This is a genomic window from Marinicrinis sediminis (genome assembly GCF_042685085.1).
GTDB lineage: Bacteria > Bacillota > Bacilli > Paenibacillales > KCTC-33676 > Marinicrinis > Marinicrinis sediminis.
This window is the reverse complement of the sequence record NZ_JBHUMM010000017.1, coordinates 41,520-55,903: the sequence shown is the minus strand read 5'-3', so window position 1 is coordinate 55,903 and position 14,384 is coordinate 41,520. Positions and strand designations below refer to the sequence as shown.

At 48.7% G+C, this 14,384-nt stretch carries 14 protein-coding genes, 1 rRNA gene and 1 riboswitch; of the genes, 13 read left to right on the top strand and 2 right to left on the bottom strand.

What is annotated here, in order from left to right; genetic code table 11:
* The first annotated feature begins 4 nt into the window (after positions 1-4).
* Positions 5-121 (top strand): 5S ribosomal RNA (gene rrf, locus ACFSUC_RS09825).
* A gap of 172 nt (positions 122-293) precedes the next feature.
* Here rrf and hmpA read toward each other — a convergent pair.
* Positions 294-1,529 (bottom strand): NO-inducible flavohemoprotein, encoded by a 1,236-nt coding sequence (gene hmpA, locus ACFSUC_RS09820; protein ID WP_379929381.1) that lies wholly within the window; start codon positions 1,527-1,529, stop codon positions 294-296.
* 253 nt (positions 1,530-1,782) lie between these two features.
* On the opposite strand from hmpA, the gene ACFSUC_RS09815 reads away from it, so the two are divergent.
* From ACFSUC_RS09815 to ACFSUC_RS09800, 4 genes are all read left to right on the top strand, one after another.
* Positions 1,783-2,214: an Rrf2 family transcriptional regulator gene (locus ACFSUC_RS09815; protein WP_379929380.1), complete on the top strand. Its 432-nt coding sequence runs from the start codon at positions 1,783-1,785 to the stop codon at positions 2,212-2,214.
* Between the two features lie 38 nt (positions 2,215-2,252).
* A complete protein-coding gene (locus ACFSUC_RS09810; RefSeq protein WP_379929379.1) occupies positions 2,253-2,702 on the top strand; it encodes a hypothetical protein in 450 nt (149 codons plus the stop codon).
* A 147-nt stretch (positions 2,703-2,849) separates the two neighbouring features.
* Positions 2,850-3,299: a hypothetical protein gene (locus ACFSUC_RS09805; RefSeq protein WP_379929378.1), complete on the top strand. Its 450-nt coding sequence runs from the start codon at positions 2,850-2,852 to the stop codon at positions 3,297-3,299.
* A 147-nt stretch (positions 3,300-3,446) separates the two neighbouring features.
* Positions 3,447-3,896, top strand: a complete 450-nt coding sequence (locus tag ACFSUC_RS09800) for a hypothetical protein (RefSeq protein WP_379929377.1) — start codon at positions 3,447-3,449, stop codon at positions 3,894-3,896.
* A 142-nt stretch (positions 3,897-4,038) separates the two neighbouring features.
* Here the strand turns inward: ACFSUC_RS09800 and ACFSUC_RS09795 are convergent, their stop codons facing one another.
* Positions 4,039-4,722 carry a hypothetical protein gene (locus tag ACFSUC_RS09795; RefSeq protein WP_379929376.1) on the bottom strand — a complete coding sequence of 228 codons (684 nt, stop codon included), beginning with the start codon at positions 4,720-4,722 and terminating at the stop codon, positions 4,039-4,041.
* Positions 4,723-5,234: 512 nt separating this feature from the next.
* A riboswitch (purine riboswitch) is annotated at positions 5,235-5,336 on the top strand.
* A gap of 195 nt (positions 5,337-5,531) precedes the next feature.
* On the opposite strand from ACFSUC_RS09795, the gene purE reads away from it, so the two are divergent.
* The 8 genes from purE to purF all read left to right on the top strand — a co-directional run bounded on the left by purE (position 5,532) and on the right by purF (position 14,380).
* Entirely contained in the window at positions 5,532-6,026 is a 495-nt protein-coding gene (gene purE, locus ACFSUC_RS09790) for a 5-(carboxyamino)imidazole ribonucleotide mutase (protein WP_379929375.1), read from the top strand.
* A complete protein-coding gene (purK, locus tag ACFSUC_RS09785; protein WP_379929374.1) occupies positions 6,023-7,207 on the top strand; it encodes a 5-(carboxyamino)imidazole ribonucleotide synthase in 1,185 nt (394 codons plus the stop codon). The genes purE and purK overlap by 4 nt, the downstream gene beginning before the upstream one ends.
* Positions 7,208-7,331: 124 nt before the next feature.
* Positions 7,332-8,627, top strand: coding sequence for an adenylosuccinate lyase (purB, locus tag ACFSUC_RS09780; protein WP_379929373.1), 1,296 nt, complete (start codon positions 7,332-7,334; stop codon positions 8,625-8,627).
* Between the two features lie 161 nt (positions 8,628-8,788).
* Entirely contained in the window at positions 8,789-9,667 is an 879-nt protein-coding gene (locus ACFSUC_RS09775; protein WP_379929372.1) for a phosphoribosylaminoimidazolesuccinocarboxamide synthase, read from the top strand.
* A 46-nt stretch (positions 9,668-9,713) separates the two neighbouring features.
* Complete coding sequence (gene purS, locus ACFSUC_RS09770) at positions 9,714-9,962, top strand: phosphoribosylformylglycinamidine synthase subunit PurS (RefSeq protein ID WP_379929371.1); 249 nt, start codon at positions 9,714-9,716, stop codon at positions 9,960-9,962.
* On the top strand, positions 9,962-10,651 hold the full coding sequence (gene purQ, locus ACFSUC_RS09765; protein ID WP_379929370.1) for a phosphoribosylformylglycinamidine synthase subunit PurQ: 690 nt from the start codon (positions 9,962-9,964) through the stop codon (positions 10,649-10,651). The genes purS and purQ overlap by 1 nt, the downstream gene beginning before the upstream one ends.
* Complete coding sequence (gene purL / locus ACFSUC_RS09760) at positions 10,629-12,875, top strand: phosphoribosylformylglycinamidine synthase subunit PurL (protein ID WP_379929369.1); 2,247 nt, start codon at positions 10,629-10,631, stop codon at positions 12,873-12,875. The genes purQ and purL overlap by 23 nt, the downstream gene beginning before the upstream one ends.
* Positions 12,857-14,380: an amidophosphoribosyltransferase gene (gene purF, locus ACFSUC_RS09755; RefSeq protein WP_379929368.1), complete on the top strand. Its 1,524-nt coding sequence runs from the start codon at positions 12,857-12,859 to the stop codon at positions 14,378-14,380. The genes purL and purF overlap by 19 nt, the downstream gene beginning before the upstream one ends.
* Positions 14,381-14,384 lie beyond the last annotated feature (4 nt).

Here is a 14,384-nt window from a genome sequence, read left to right as displayed (position 1 = left end):
TAGGTTTGGTGACAATGGCGGAGGGGTACCACGCGTACCCATACCGAACACGACCGTTAAGCCCTCCAGCGCCGATGGTACTTGGACCGAAGGGTCCTGGGAGAGTAGGACGTTGCCAAGCCGAAGCAGAAAGAGACCGTTCATCATGAACGGTCTCTTTTTATACACATCAACCTTTCTCTCCAGCGGAGGTCCTGCCCCCCTCAATCTTCCCCCATCCAGCGGAGACCCTATCCCAAAGCCCGACATTTGTACGAAGTACAAGAAGAGGGTGTGGGGTAGGGTCGGAGTACCTACCCTTCTATGGCAGCTGCAGGGCCAAAAAATTCATAGTGTATCTGCGAAGCAGGGATTTCCCATTGCTTTAAAATGGCATAGATATGCCGCATGAACGGAACGGGTCCGCAAAAATAAAACTCAGCATCGGTATCGTCAATGACCTTTCTTAGCCAAGCTGCATCTATTAAGCCAGCAGCATCATAATTTTGCTGCTCTTGATCGGCCAATGTAGGTTGATCATAAATCGTGTAGGTACGAAGCTGCCCATGTTGGTTGCTTAATTGTTTCACCTGTTCTTTCATCGCATGAAGCTCACTATTTTGAGCAGCTTGGATAAAAGTAACCTGGCGAGTTGGCTGTGCTTCAACAACTGTATTGAGCATACTAACTAGTGGGGTTAATCCTACACCGCCTGCTACAAATACGATAGGCTTTTCAGATTGCAAATTAAGTACGAAATCTCCAGCTGGAGCCGTTAATTCAATGAGATCTCCCTCTTGCAAGTATGCATGGATCGCATTGGATACGATGCCTTGCGGTGTTTCATTGTTGGAAGTTTCTTTTTTGACAGATATGCGATAGTAGGGTTTGGAAGGCGAATCGGACAGACTGTATTGACGTAAATGAGTATGGCTCTCTCCAGGTATCGGGAATTTGACGGTTACATACTGACCAGGCTGGAAGCTTGCGAGCTCTTTTTTGTCTTCTGGTACTAAATAGTAAGAGGAAATAACGGCGCTTTCCTGGACGATCCGATCCACTATAAACCGACGGAATTCCTTCCAACCTCCAGGACTCTGTTCAGCTTCTGCATACATCTCTTGTTCGACCTGAATAAACACCTGGGCAATTTCCTGATAGGCTTCAGCCCATGCATTCAAAATCTCTTCTGTAGCTGCATCACCAAGGACATCTTTGATAGCAAGGAGCAGATACTTTCCGACAATGGGATAGTGTTCAGCTTTTACACCCAGACTGCGATGTTTATGAGCAATCTGCTTGACCACTGGCAGTATCTTTTCCAGTTGATCGATATGTTGGGCTGCCGCATAGATAGAGCCAGCTAACGCTTTTTGTTGTCTGCCCTGTTTTTGATTGGCATGATTAAAGATATTCAATAACTCAGGATGATCTTCAAACATCATTTCATAAAAACGGGTAGTAATGTTCTCACCGTGTTGCTCCAGTACTGGAACTGTAGATTTAATGATTTCGATGGTTTCGGTACGCAAATCAAACACTCCTTTCATTTAAAGATGTATTTAAAATACATCTTATATACAAAACATTGTAGCGCACATCCATGATTAAAGGTATATTTAAAATACATCTTTTATGACCATTCTATGACAATAGGTGAAGAGCTTCATGGTTGTCGTGATGGATTATCTTGGCTGATCCATGAATTTCGAAGTCTTCATGCTATAATGGACTTTAATTACTCATAATCAGGAGTCATCTGTCTACAATGACTTTGACTGGCATAAGAAGGGAAACAGCGCGATGAGATTAACGCAATATACCGATTACGCTTTAAGGCTTCTTATCTATTTGGGAAGTGTTTCTACAGGCAGACTGGCCAGTATTGGTGAAATCGCACAAGTCTACAACCTTTCCTCCAACCACTTGAGCAAAATTGTTCATCAATTGGCCCAAGAAGGATTTATTGAAACGATTCGAGGACGAAACGGGGGAATTCGATTAGCTGGATTACCTGAGAATATAAATATTGGGCAAGTTGTTCGTTTTACAGAGGATGGGTTGCAGATCGTGGATTGCTTTCGGAATGGAGACTGTGTGATTAATCCGGTTTGTACATTAAAGTCGGTGCTTTATGAAGCAGGACAGGCCTTTTATCAAGTGCTGGACCAATATACCCTGCAGGATTTGGTGAGCAATCAGGGAGCATTGCGGAGCTATCTCCAGTTGGAATAGGGATGATACGGGTTAGCTTGAAAACGGAGGGGAATAAAATGATTAGACGTCAAATTATGCAATCAAGAGGACTGTATAAAGGGTTGGTTTGTAGGATGCTTGAGAGAATAGATGGTAAAAAGTTAATATCAAAAAATGAAGAATCATTAATACTTGGGTTTGAAAAAACTAAATATGGTTATGAAAAGAAAATAAATGGTATAGAGATTACATACGCCTGGGTTTATGAAGAGTGGGCTTATTATAAAGGACGAAAATGTCAGTTTGCTATACGTGGCGATATGTGCAGTTTACGAGGCTTTGATAGTAGTGAACGTGAATTCTTCAAACAAGAAGGGTTTAGGGAAGTGGATCGGAGCGTTTATCAAAATGAAGTAAAATTAAGTGAAGTGGATAGATTCGTATGGGAGATAAGGCACAAAATAGGATTTGAAATGCCCCCAGGTCCTCGAGAAGGCATATTAGATATTTATGAAGAAGAACTATAAGACTGATTTCCGGGAGGACGAGTTTGGACACAACAACAGCTTTGCACTGCAGGTATTGGGGTGTAGATGGTTCTGGCTTTAAGTTAATTGCTATCTTTAACAACAGGCTCAACAAATTCGTACGTGTTGATAATGGGGAGGGATAATATGATTAGACGTCAATATATGCAATCAAGAGGACTGTATAAAGGATTGGTTTGTAGGATGCTCATAAGTAAAGATAGTATAGAGTTAATATCGAAAAATGAAGAATCATTAGTACTTGGGTTTGAAAAAACCCACTATGGTTATGCAAAGACCATTCCCCCTAAGGACGTTACATATGTTTGGGATTATGAAGAGTGGGCTTATTATAAAGGACGAAAATGTCAGTTTGCTATACGTGGCGATATGTGCAGTTTACGAGGTTTCGATAGTAGTGAACGTGAATTCTTCAAACAAGAAGGGTTTAGGGAAGTGGATCGGAGCGTTTATCAAAATGAAGTAAAATTAAGTGAAGTGGATAGATTCGTATGGGAGATTTCATCATATCCTGGTTTTGAAATGCCCCCAGGTCCTCGAGAAGGCTTATTAGATATTTATGAAGAAGAACGATAAGACCGATCTTCGGGAGGAAGAGTTTGGACACAACAACAGCTCTGTACTGCAGGTATTGGGGTGTAGATGGTTGTGGATTTAAGTTAATTGCTATCTTTAACGACGACCTCAAAAAATTCGTGCGCATTGATAATGGGGAGGGATAATATGATTAGACACCGAAATATGGAATCAAGAGGATTATATAAAGGATTGGTTTCTAGGATGGTTGAGGAAGTAGGTGGTATAAAGTTAATATCGAAAAATGAAGAATCATTAGTACTTGGGTTTGAAAAAACCCACTATGGTTATGCAAAGACCGTTCACCCTAAGGAAATTACATACGCTTGGGTTTATGAAGAATTTGCTTATTACAAAGGAAAGCAATGTATCTTTTATATAGAGAAAAATCGATGCATTCTAACTAGTTTCGATATTAGTGAACGTGAACTCCTTATTAAAGAAGGGTTTAAGGAAATGGATCGGAGCGTTTTTGAAATTGAAGTAAAATTAAGTGAAGTGGATAGATTCGCATGGGAGATAAGGCACAAAATAGGATTTGAAATGCCCCCAGGTCCTCGAGAAGGCATATTAGACATTTATGAAGAAGAACTATAAGATCTATCCTCCGGGAGGACGAGTCTGGATACAACAACAGCTTTGCACTGAAATCTGTAACGACGAGCTCAAAAAATTCGTACGCACTATTAATCGGGAAGGGATATCGCTGCATCAGCATACATACACGTTCACGTCCTCTTTACCGCACTGTCACATAGTTGGCTCCACTGTGAGCGTCCCAATACACACGGGTATCGTCTTCATATCGGATCGCATAATCCAGGCGGGATACCGTTTCCGGCAACGAAAGGTTCACATGAAACACTTTAAAAGCTGGTGGAGAGCAAGACGAATCTGTGGAAACATGGTGTGTGGCTTCCGTTTCCGCATAACTGTCCCAACCATCTGTCGTATATCGCATGAACACGCTACCTTTCTCGCTGGCTGACCCTGCATCGACCAGTATACTTGCCCGAAAGCCATCTGCATCCAGTATCGGCTGCGGGACAACCCCGGGAACATGATACAGCCATTCATTAACCTTCACAGGAGGGCTACCGAGGATGACCGATGTGGACGGGTGTCCAGCATGTACATCATAATGACGACCCTGCCGATTGTCTGTATAGATTTCTCCGTCGACCTCATACACGACATCGAACTGAACGTCCTCCGCGGTATCCACGGAAAACGACCATACCTCACGACCCTGACGGGTCGCACGCACATAATGTGCATCTGCCGCATATTGTCCAAATTTTGTATACCAAACCACCTGAACTCGCTTCTCATACGCGATCGCGTCTACCTCAATCTCTCCCTGAAGCCTGTGGTACCGGCCTGTAGTCAAGTACGCATAAACGAGTTGCACCTTCTCTGTCATGCTTCTCATCCTTCCATATGATTCAATTTAATTCCTAATCTTTCATTATAGCCAGAACCGGCGTCATTCTATGCCACTATGTGTTCGCGCTCTAATAGCAGCTGAATCCCCGTTGATGGTAGAACCCTGACCCGTGACTATACAACCGTATTCCGTTGACTGTACAACCCTATAATGTATGCGCCTTAACCTGGTTTATGAAGCTGGTATAGGATCGCAGACACTTTTCTTGATCCCTTTCTATTACCCTTTCTATTACCTGCTCTATTTCCACTTCTATTTCCCGTTCTATATCGTTTCGACAGAATATAGGGAGGCTTCGACAGGTAATTGGACAGGTAAAATGAAGAAATTAGAGAAGTAGAGGATCAGAAATGCGAGGAATGCTCATGACCTTCCACATAAAAGCGAACTTTTAGTGATCACATAGAATTCAATGTTCGTATTCTCGCTTGACATCGTGATGTGAGCCCTGATAAACTAGAGTGGCATGACACAAACGTGAATATATTCAGTCAAATATGATCGAATCTCGTATATATTCGGGAATAAGGCCCGAACGTTTCTACCCAAAGACCGTGAATTTTTGGACTACGAGAAAATGAAGATGGAAGCCATCGTGACAGAGTGACGCGGTCAGCGATGATTTTCGCTTTGTTTTCTACTGCTGCTGATGCGGCAAGGCAAGTGGCCAGAACGAATACGGACTTGGTGAAGGGTAGGTTGGTAACAACCTGCTTTTTTTGTTTAAGAAAGGGTAGACACCAGGTTTAAGAACATACACCACATCAACTATGGAGGGATCAGATATGTCCACGGAAATCAAGGTAGGGGTCATCATGGGAAGCACCTCGGACTGGGAAACGATGAAGCATGCCTGTGACATGCTGGAAGAGCTGAAGATTCCATATGAGAAAAAGGTCGTGTCTGCTCACCGCACCCCTGATTTGATGTTCGAATATGCAGGGACAGCGGTTGAACGCGGTCTGAAAGTTATTATCGCCGGAGCAGGCGGAGCGGCGCACTTGCCAGGAATGGTGGCAGCTAAAACCGTGCTTCCTGTCATCGGCGTGCCTGTCAAATCATCCAATCTGAACGGTCTGGACTCCTTGCTCTCCATCGTACAAATGCCGGGAGGCGTACCTGTTGCCACCGTCGCGATCGGGACCGCAGGTGCGAAGAACGCCGGATTGCTGGCGGCTCAAATTGTAGGCACGTCAGAGCCGGAAGTGCTCGAGCGATTGCTGGAACGAAGAGAAGCGACAAGACAACAAGTTCTGGAAAGCAGTGATCAGTTGATATGAACAAACAGGATCGTGTGATGCCCGGTTCAACCATTGGCATTTTAGGTGGAGGTCAGCTGGGTCGGATGATGGCACTGGCGGGTCGGAATATGGGTTATCGGTTTGCCGTGATGGACCCCGTGTCGGATTGTCCGTGTGGACAAGTCGCGGACATTGAGATTCATGCCGCATATGATGATGTATCGGCAGCGGCCCGCCTGGCCGAGCAGTCCGATGTCATTACTTATGAATTTGAAAATGTGGATGCCGGTGTGGCAGAGGTGCTGGAACAGACCTCTGCCGTCCCTCAGGGAAGCCGTTTGCTATATACGACGCAGCATCGACTTAGAGAGAAGCAGGCGATTGAAGGGGCCGGTGTGCAAGTGGCGCCGTATGCCGAGATTTTCAGCTATCCGCAATTAAAGGAAAAGGTGCTTGCGTTCGGTTTGCCTTGCGTCCTGAAAACCGCCACCGGGGGCTACGACGGCAAGGGACAGTGGGTTATTCGCTCCATGGAGGAAGTGGAGCAGGCATATGACACCTTGCAGGCAACGGGAGCCCAACTGGTACTGGAGAAATTCATTCGTTTTGAAAAAGAACTGTCGGTCATTGCTGCTCGCAATCCTGCAGGAGAAATTGCGGTGTATCCCGTCGCGGAAAATGTGCATGTACATAACATCCTGCACCTTTCCATCGTTCCTGCGCGCGTGGACGCTTCGGTCGCCAAGCGGGCAGAAGAGATGGCAAAGAAAATCGTGGGGAGCCTGGATGTGGTGGGACTGATTGCCGTAGAACTGTTCTATACGTCAGAGGGAGAGTTGTATGTCAATGAGCTGGCGCCAAGGCCGCATAATTCGGGACATTACACGATGGAAGCCTGTGCTACCTCCCAATTTGAGCAGCACATACGGGCCGTCTGCAATCTTCGTTTGGGACGAACCACCCTGCTTACACCGGTCGTCATGGTGAACATACTGGGCGAGCATGTGACAGGCATCGAGAAATGGGTGGAGAATGGCGAACCACTTCCGGAAGGCATGGAAGCCAAGCTTCATCTATATGGCAAAAAAGAACGTGCAGCCAAGCGGAAAATGGGTCACTTGAATGTATTGTGTTCACAGATCGATGATGCCCTGGCCTGGATCGAGTCTCATGAGATCTGGTCCGAACAAACCGGTATCGCAGGCTCAAGCCGGGCCTGATGGCTGGATAAACGAGGCATCCATCCTGTCTGTGACGTGCAAGTGAGCAGATTCTGTATTACGATAGAACAAGAAGCAACGGGGAAGCTGCCCCGAATCAGATTCGTCGGAGGGAAATGAAATCATGATTGAACGCTATAGCAGACCAGAAATGACTGCGATTTGGACAGAGGAAAATAAATTCAAAGCCTGGCTGGAGGTCGAAATCTGTTCCTGTGAAGCCTGGGCAGAGCTCGGTGTCATTCCGAAAGAAGATGTTGTGAAAATCCGGGAGCATGCTGACTTTGATATCGATCGCATCTTGGAAATCGAGCAGCAGACTCGCCATGATGTCATTGCTTTTACCCGTACCGTTTCCGAAAGCCTGCAGGAAGAGAAGAAATGGGTGCACTATGGCCTGACCTCTACCGATGTGGTGGATACGGCACTCGGCTACCTGCTCAAGCAGGCCAATGAAATCATTGAACAGGATCTGATCCGGTTTATCGCGATCCTGAAAGACAAGGCGATCGAACACAAGGATACCGTCATGATGGGCCGTACGCACGGGGTGCATGCCGAGCCGACGACCTTCGGACTGAAAATGGCCTTGTGGTATGAGGAAATGAAACGCAATCTGGAGCGATTCCGCGCAGCCGCCCAAGGCGTACAATTCGGCAAGATTTCCGGCGCGGTCGGAACCTATGCCAACATCGACCCGTTTGTGGAAGAATTCGTTTGCCGCAAGCTGGGCATTGAACCAGCTCCGATTTCCACGCAAACCTTGCAGCGTGATCGTCATGCGCACTACATGGGTACACTGGCGCTGATTGCCACTTCCATGGACAAGTTTGCAACAGAAATTCGTGCCCTGCAAAAAAGCGAATTCCGTGAAGTGGAAGAAGCTTTCGCCAAAGGACAAAAAGGTTCATCGGCTATGCCGCATAAACGCAATCCGATCGGATGCGAAAATATCTCCGGTCTTTCCCGGGTCATTCGTGGACACATGGTATCTGCATACGAAAATGTGCCACTGTGGCATGAGCGCGACATCTCGCATTCCTCTGTAGAACGTGTCATTTTGCCGGATGCGACGATTCTTCTGAACTACATGCTGAACCGTCTGGGCAACATCATTAAGAACCTGACCGTCTTCCCGGACAACATGAAGCGGAACATGGAGCGAACCTACGGCGTACCATTCTCCGGCCGCGTCATGACCAAGCTCATCGACAAGGGCATGAGCCGCGAACAGGCGTATGATACCGTCCAGCCTCGCGCTATGCAGGCGTGGGAAACGCAGCAGCATTTCAAGGATATCGTGCGCAACACTTCGGAAATTACCGAGAAGCTCAGTGAGAGCGAGATCGAAGACTGCTTTAACCCGAGCTGGCATTTGAAAAATGTCGATACCATCTTCAAACGTCTCGAACTCATCTAATCTAATCTGATTTTAATCTAGATCGATTGGATAGGAATGGATTGGACGCAGGAACCGCGGGTGAAGCAATCGCGGATGAACCAACACCGAACGTGAGAGATGGTGAAACTTTCAGACACTGCCCGAGGGAGAGGCAGAACTGATATGAAGGAGAGTCAAACATGACCGCCTTATCTACAGCTGAACCATATGTACAAGCCCCTTTGCTTTATAAAGGAAAGGTCAGAGAGCTTTACGATCTGGGCGCGCACTATCTCATCGTCGTCACCGATCGCATCTCTGCCTTCGACTATGTATTGGAGCCAGCCGTTCCTGAGAAGGGGAATGTGCTGAACCAGGTAAGCCGATTCTGGTTCGAGCTTACCGCCAACCTGATGGACAACCATGTCGTGCATACCGACGTGCACCAGCTGGGTGATTGGATCACCGAGCCTGAACTGCTCAAGGATCGCATCATGGTGACACACAAAGCGCAGCGAATTGATATCGAATGTGTCGTTCGCGGCTACATCACAGGCGGCGGATGGCGGCAGTATCAGAAGACGGGTCAAGTAAATGGACATACACTGCCCGAAGGGCTTCGTAAAAATGAGAAGCTTCCCGAGCCGATTTTTACCCCGGCTGCCAAAAATGATGTCGGACACGATGAAGACATCAGCATTGCAGAAATGGAAGCGAGAATCGGCAAAGAGCTTACCGCCGAGTTGCAGGAGAAAAGCCTGAAGCTATATGCCTTTGCCCGTGATTATTGTGAGCAGCGTGGCATCATCCTTGCGGATTGCAAGTTTGAATTTGGCTTGCTGGACGGCCGCGTCATTCTCATCGATGAAATCTTCACCCCGGATGCCTCGCGCTTCTGGTCAGAAGAGAAGTATGGACTGGACATCGAGATTGATAGCATGGACAAAGAGCCGGTTCGGTCTTACCTCGCTGCAAGCGACTGGGATCAGGCTGGGCCTCCCCCGGCATTGCCGGCACAGGTCGTGGAAGAAACGACCGCACGCTACCTTGATATCATGAAGCGACTGACGAACGAGTAACACTTCAATATCCATTTTACCTAATGCCAAGGAGGTCATCTTTTCGATGATTAAAGCAACCGTTTATGTAACGATCAAGCAAAGTGTCCTGGACCCGCAGGGAAATGCTGTACAAGGTGCACTGCATTCCATGGGATTTCAGGAAGTAGACAAGGTGCGTGTAGGGAAATATATGGAGCTGACCTTGCAGACGACAGACCGCAAGGAAGCAGAAAATCGTGTGAAGGAAATGTGTGAGAAGCTGTTGGCCAATACCGTCATCGAAGACTACCGCTTCGAACTGGAGGGGCTATAATGAAATTCGCTGTACTCGTATTCCCGGGATCGAACTGTGACGTGGACTGCTACAAGGCAGTCGAACAGACGACTGGACAGCCTGTCGAGTATGTCTGGCATACCGAGACAGACCTGAGCAGCTATGATGTGATCATTGTGCCCGGTGGATTCTCCTACGGCGATTACTTGCGCTCCGGAGCCATCGCACGATTTGCACCTGTATTGACCGCTTTGACCGAAGCAGCCGCAGCAGGCAAATACATTTTGGGTATTTGTAATGGTTTTCAAATCTTGCTGGAGTCGGGCTTGCTGCCAGGCGCCATGCTTCGCAACCAAAGCTTGAAATTCCGTTGCCACAGCTCCCGGTTGATCGTGGAGAACAACGGAACGGCCTTTACCAAAGACTATGCTCCACAAGAAATCGTAGATATTCCGATCGCCCATGGCGAAGGCAATTATTACTGCGATGCAGATACATTGGAAGAACTGAAGGCGAACAACCAGATCGTATTCCGTTATGAACAGAATCCGAACGGCTCGGTGCAGGATATCGCAGGCATCAGCAACAAGGAAGGTAATATTGTGGGCATGATGCCGCATCCGGAGAGAGCCGTGCATAAATTACTGGGTTCGGAGGACGGCAAACGGATGTTTACATCAATCTTGAACACATGGAGGGAAAAAAATGGCGCAGCAGTTAACGGCTAAGGAACCAACCGCACAGCAAATTGCCGAGCAGCAGATCTACAAGCAAATGGGCGTCTCTGACAGTGAATACGAGCTGGTGTGCAATTTTCTGGGACGCAAGCCGAATTATACGGAGATCGGCGTATTCAGTGTCATGTGGTCCGAGCACTGCGCGTACAAAAACTCCAAGCCCATCCTGAAGCGATTCCCGATTACAGGACCAAAGGTACTCATGGGCCCTGGTGAGGGAGCCGGTATCGTCGATATTGGCGATAATCAGGCCGTCGTGTTCAAAATCGAGAGCCACAACCATCCATCTGCGATTGAACCTTATCAGGGCGCGGCAACCGGAGTCGGCGGCATTATCCGCGATATCTTCTCAATGGGTGCGAGACCCGTTGCGCTGCTGAACTCCCTGCGTTTTGGCAAGCTGGAAAATGAGCGGGTGAAATATTTGTTCGAGCATGTCGTATCCGGTATTGCAGGCTATGGCAACTGTATCGGCATTCCGACCGTAGGCGGAGAAGTGATGTTCGATGAAAGCTACGAGGGGAATCCGCTCGTCAATGCCATGTGTGTGGGGATTATCGACCATGACAAGATCCAGCGGGGTGTAGCAGAAGGGGTAGGCAATCCTGTATTCTATGTGGGCCCTGCGACGGGCAGAGACGGCATTCATGGCGCCACCTTCGCCTCCGAAGAATTGACAGAAGAATCCGAAGCGAAGCGCCCGGCCGTGCAAGTGGGCGATCCGTTCATGGAAAAGCTCGTCATGGAGGCGTGCATTGAACTGATCAACTCCGGGATCGTGCTCGGTATTCAGGATATGGGTGCGGCAGGACTGACTTGCTCCAGCGCTGAAATGGCCTCCAAGGCAGGCAATGGCATGGAGCTGTATCTCGATGAAGTGCCGCAGCGTGAAGAGGGCATGACACCGTATGAAATGATGCTCTCTGAATCCCAGGAACGGATGCTGTTCGTCGTCGAGCCGGATAAGGAAGAACAAGCGAAGGCGATTTTCGAGCGCTGGGGCCTGCACTGTGCCAAAGTCGGAAAAGTAACAGACGACGGCAGATTGAAACTGATTCACAAGGGTGAAGTGGTTGGTGATATGCCGGTTGGCGCTTTGGTTGATGAATGTCCGGTTTATAACAAACCTTCTGTGGTTCCGGCTTATTATCAGCGAAATGCAGAGATAGATACATCGGCTTATGCGGAAGTGAAAGACCTCAATGAGGCACTTGCAAAGGTCATGGCTTCTCCGACCGTAGCCAGCAAGGAGTGGGTCTATAACCAGTATGATTTCATGGTTCGCACCAGTACGGCTGTACAGCCAGGCTCCGATGCAGCGGTTGTAATGGTCGATGGTACGAGAAAAGCACTGGCGATGACCACAGACTGCAATGGACGTTATGTGTATCTGGACCCTGAAGTGGGCGGGATGATCGCAGTCAGCGAGGCAGCCCGCAACATCGTATGTTCTGGTGGACAACCGCTGGCGATTACAGACAACCTGAACTTCGGCAGCCCGGAGAAGCCGGAAATCTTCTGGCAACTCGAGAAAGCGGCTGACGGAATTTCAGAAGCGTGCAGACAGCTGGAGACGCCGGTTATTGGTGGAAATGTCAGCCTGTACAACGAAAATGCGAAGGGAGCCATCTACCCAACGCCGGTTATCGGCATGGTGGGTCTGGTCGAGGATGTGGATCATATTACGACGCAAGGCTTTGACGCAGAAGGCGATGTCATCTTCCTGCTCGGCGAAACCAAAGCGGAGCTTGGCGGAAGTGAGTTTCAGCTCGTTATGCATGGCGTGACGGAAGGCAGACCGCCTGCGATCGATCTGGACACCGAGAAGCGCTTGCAGCAGGCTGTATCGGCATCCATTCGTGAGGGACTCGTCTCCTCTGCTCATGATCTGTCTGAGGGTGGACTGGCCGTAGCACTGGCAGAGTCTTGCATCAGCGGTGGAAAAGGAGCAAACGTCGCGGTAGAGACGGCACTTCGCCCAGATATCGCTCTGTTTAGTGAAACCCAATCCCGTATTCTGCTCTCTGCCAAACCGGAGCATGCAGATCGTCTCAAGCAAAATCTGGCGTCTGCGGGCGTACCTGTCGCACAGCTTGGAACCGTTGAAGGAACAAACCTGCAAATTCAAGTCAATGGAAGCACCGTCGTCGAATCTTCAATTCAAGCACTTGAACGTGTATGGAAGGATGCGATTCCATGTCTCATGCAAAAGTAAACGAGACAGCTAGGCAAGCACCCGAGCAGCCGCCGTTATGGACGGGCCGCTTTTATAACGAAGGAGTAGACCACGATCACGATCTGTGGATGGATAAATTGAAAGAAGAATGTGGGGTTTTTGGGGTGTATGGTCACTCAGAAGCCTCGCATTTGGCTTATTATGGCTTGCATGCCCTGCAGCACCGTGGACAGGAAAGCTGCGGGATCTGCACGTCTGATGTGGGGAATTTCCATTATCATCGCGGCATGGGCCTGGTTAAAGAAGTCTTTGACAACGAATTTCTTCAGCGTTTGCAGGGGGAGAATGCCATCGGGCATGTGCGTTATTCTACCTCGGGGGAGAGCAAGCTGGCGAATGCACAGCCACTTGTTTTCAAGTACAAAGAGGGCGATCTTGCGATTGCCACGAACGGCAACCTCGTCAATGCGAAGGAACTTCGTCATAAACTGGAGCGTCAGGGATCGATTTTCCAGACCTCGAGTGATACAGAAGTGGTGGCGCATCTGATCGCCCGCTCGCAGCATGAGCGGATTGAAGATGCGGTGAAGGAAGCGCTGCAGGAAGTAAAGGGAGCCTATGCGTTCTTGTTTTTGACCAAAGACAAGCTCGTAGCGGCTGCCGATCCGCACGGTTTGCGTCCTTTTGTCATGGGTCGCCTCGGAGATGCCTACATCTTTGCTTCGGAAACGTGTGCATTTGATGCCGTAGGCGCTGTCTATGAGCGGGATATCCTGCCAGGCGAGATGATCGTACTGAGCCAGGACGGTTACCGCGAGGACCGGTTCGCCCAAGTAGAGCGACGGGCGACCTGCGCGATGGAATATATTTATTTCGCTCGCCCGGACAGTGACATCGATGCCATCAACATTCATTCTGCGCGCAAACGGATGGGCAGACAACTGGCGACGGAAGCCTTTGTGGATGCAGACGTTGTCACAGGTGTGCCGGATTCCAGTATTTCGGCAGCAATTGGTTTTGCGGAACAGACGGGCATTCCGTATGAGCTGGGACTGATCAAGAACCGCTACACAGGCAGAACCTTTATTCAGCCGAGCCAGGAGCTGCGGGAGCAGGGAGTCAAGATGAAGCTGAGCGCGGTACGCAAGGTTGTGGAAGGCAAGCGCGTGGTGATGATCGATGATTCCATCGTGCGCGGAACGACCAGCTTGCGTATCGTTAATTTGCTCCGTGAAGCAGGGGCGACAGAAGTACATGTGCGAATCAGTTCGCCGCCTTTTATGAACCCTTGTTATTATGGCATCGATACCCCGAACCGTGAGGAACTGATCGCGGCAATGAAGACGGTTGAGGAAATTCGTCAGAAGATCAATGCCGATTCCCTGCATTTCCTTTCCAAGGAAGGGCTGCTGCAATCGATTGGCCGTGAGCATGAACCGCACGAAACGAAGCACGGCATGTGTATGGCCTGCTTCGATCATGATTACCCGACCCAGCTGTATTTGGAGAAGGAGCAATCTCCGGTTAGCGGCTCCAGGTCGTAGCGCA

Coding starts and splice junctions, on each gene's coding strand:
- purS (WP_379929371.1), top strand. CDS start 9,714: ATGATTAAAGCAACCGTTTATGTAACGATCAAGCAAAGTGTCCTGGAC.
- purB (WP_379929373.1), top strand. CDS start 7,332: ATGATTGAACGCTATAGCAGACCAGAAATGACTGCGATTTGGACAGAG.
- purL (WP_379929369.1), top strand. CDS start 10,629: ATGGCGCAGCAGTTAACGGCTAAGGAACCAACCGCACAGCAAATTGCC.
- ACFSUC_RS09800 (WP_379929377.1), top strand. CDS start 3,447: ATGATTAGACACCGAAATATGGAATCAAGAGGATTATATAAAGGATTG.
- ACFSUC_RS09810 (WP_379929379.1), top strand. CDS start 2,253: ATGATTAGACGTCAAATTATGCAATCAAGAGGACTGTATAAAGGGTTG.
- ACFSUC_RS09815 (WP_379929380.1), top strand. CDS start 1,783: ATGAGATTAACGCAATATACCGATTACGCTTTAAGGCTTCTTATCTAT.
- ACFSUC_RS09805 (WP_379929378.1), top strand. CDS start 2,850: ATGATTAGACGTCAATATATGCAATCAAGAGGACTGTATAAAGGATTG.
- purE (WP_379929375.1), top strand. CDS start 5,532: ATGTCCACGGAAATCAAGGTAGGGGTCATCATGGGAAGCACCTCGGAC.
- purK (WP_379929374.1), top strand. CDS start 6,023: ATGAACAAACAGGATCGTGTGATGCCCGGTTCAACCATTGGCATTTTA.
- ACFSUC_RS09795 (WP_379929376.1), bottom strand. CDS start 4,722: ATGACAGAGAAGGTGCAACTCGTTTATGCGTACTTGACTACAGGCCGG.
- purQ (WP_379929370.1), top strand. CDS start 9,962: ATGAAATTCGCTGTACTCGTATTCCCGGGATCGAACTGTGACGTGGAC.
- purF (WP_379929368.1), top strand. CDS start 12,857: ATGTCTCATGCAAAAGTAAACGAGACAGCTAGGCAAGCACCCGAGCAG.
- ACFSUC_RS09775 (WP_379929372.1), top strand. CDS start 8,789: ATGACCGCCTTATCTACAGCTGAACCATATGTACAAGCCCCTTTGCTT.
- hmpA (WP_379929381.1), bottom strand. CDS start 1,529: ATGAAAGGAGTGTTTGATTTGCGTACCGAAACCATCGAAATCATTAAA.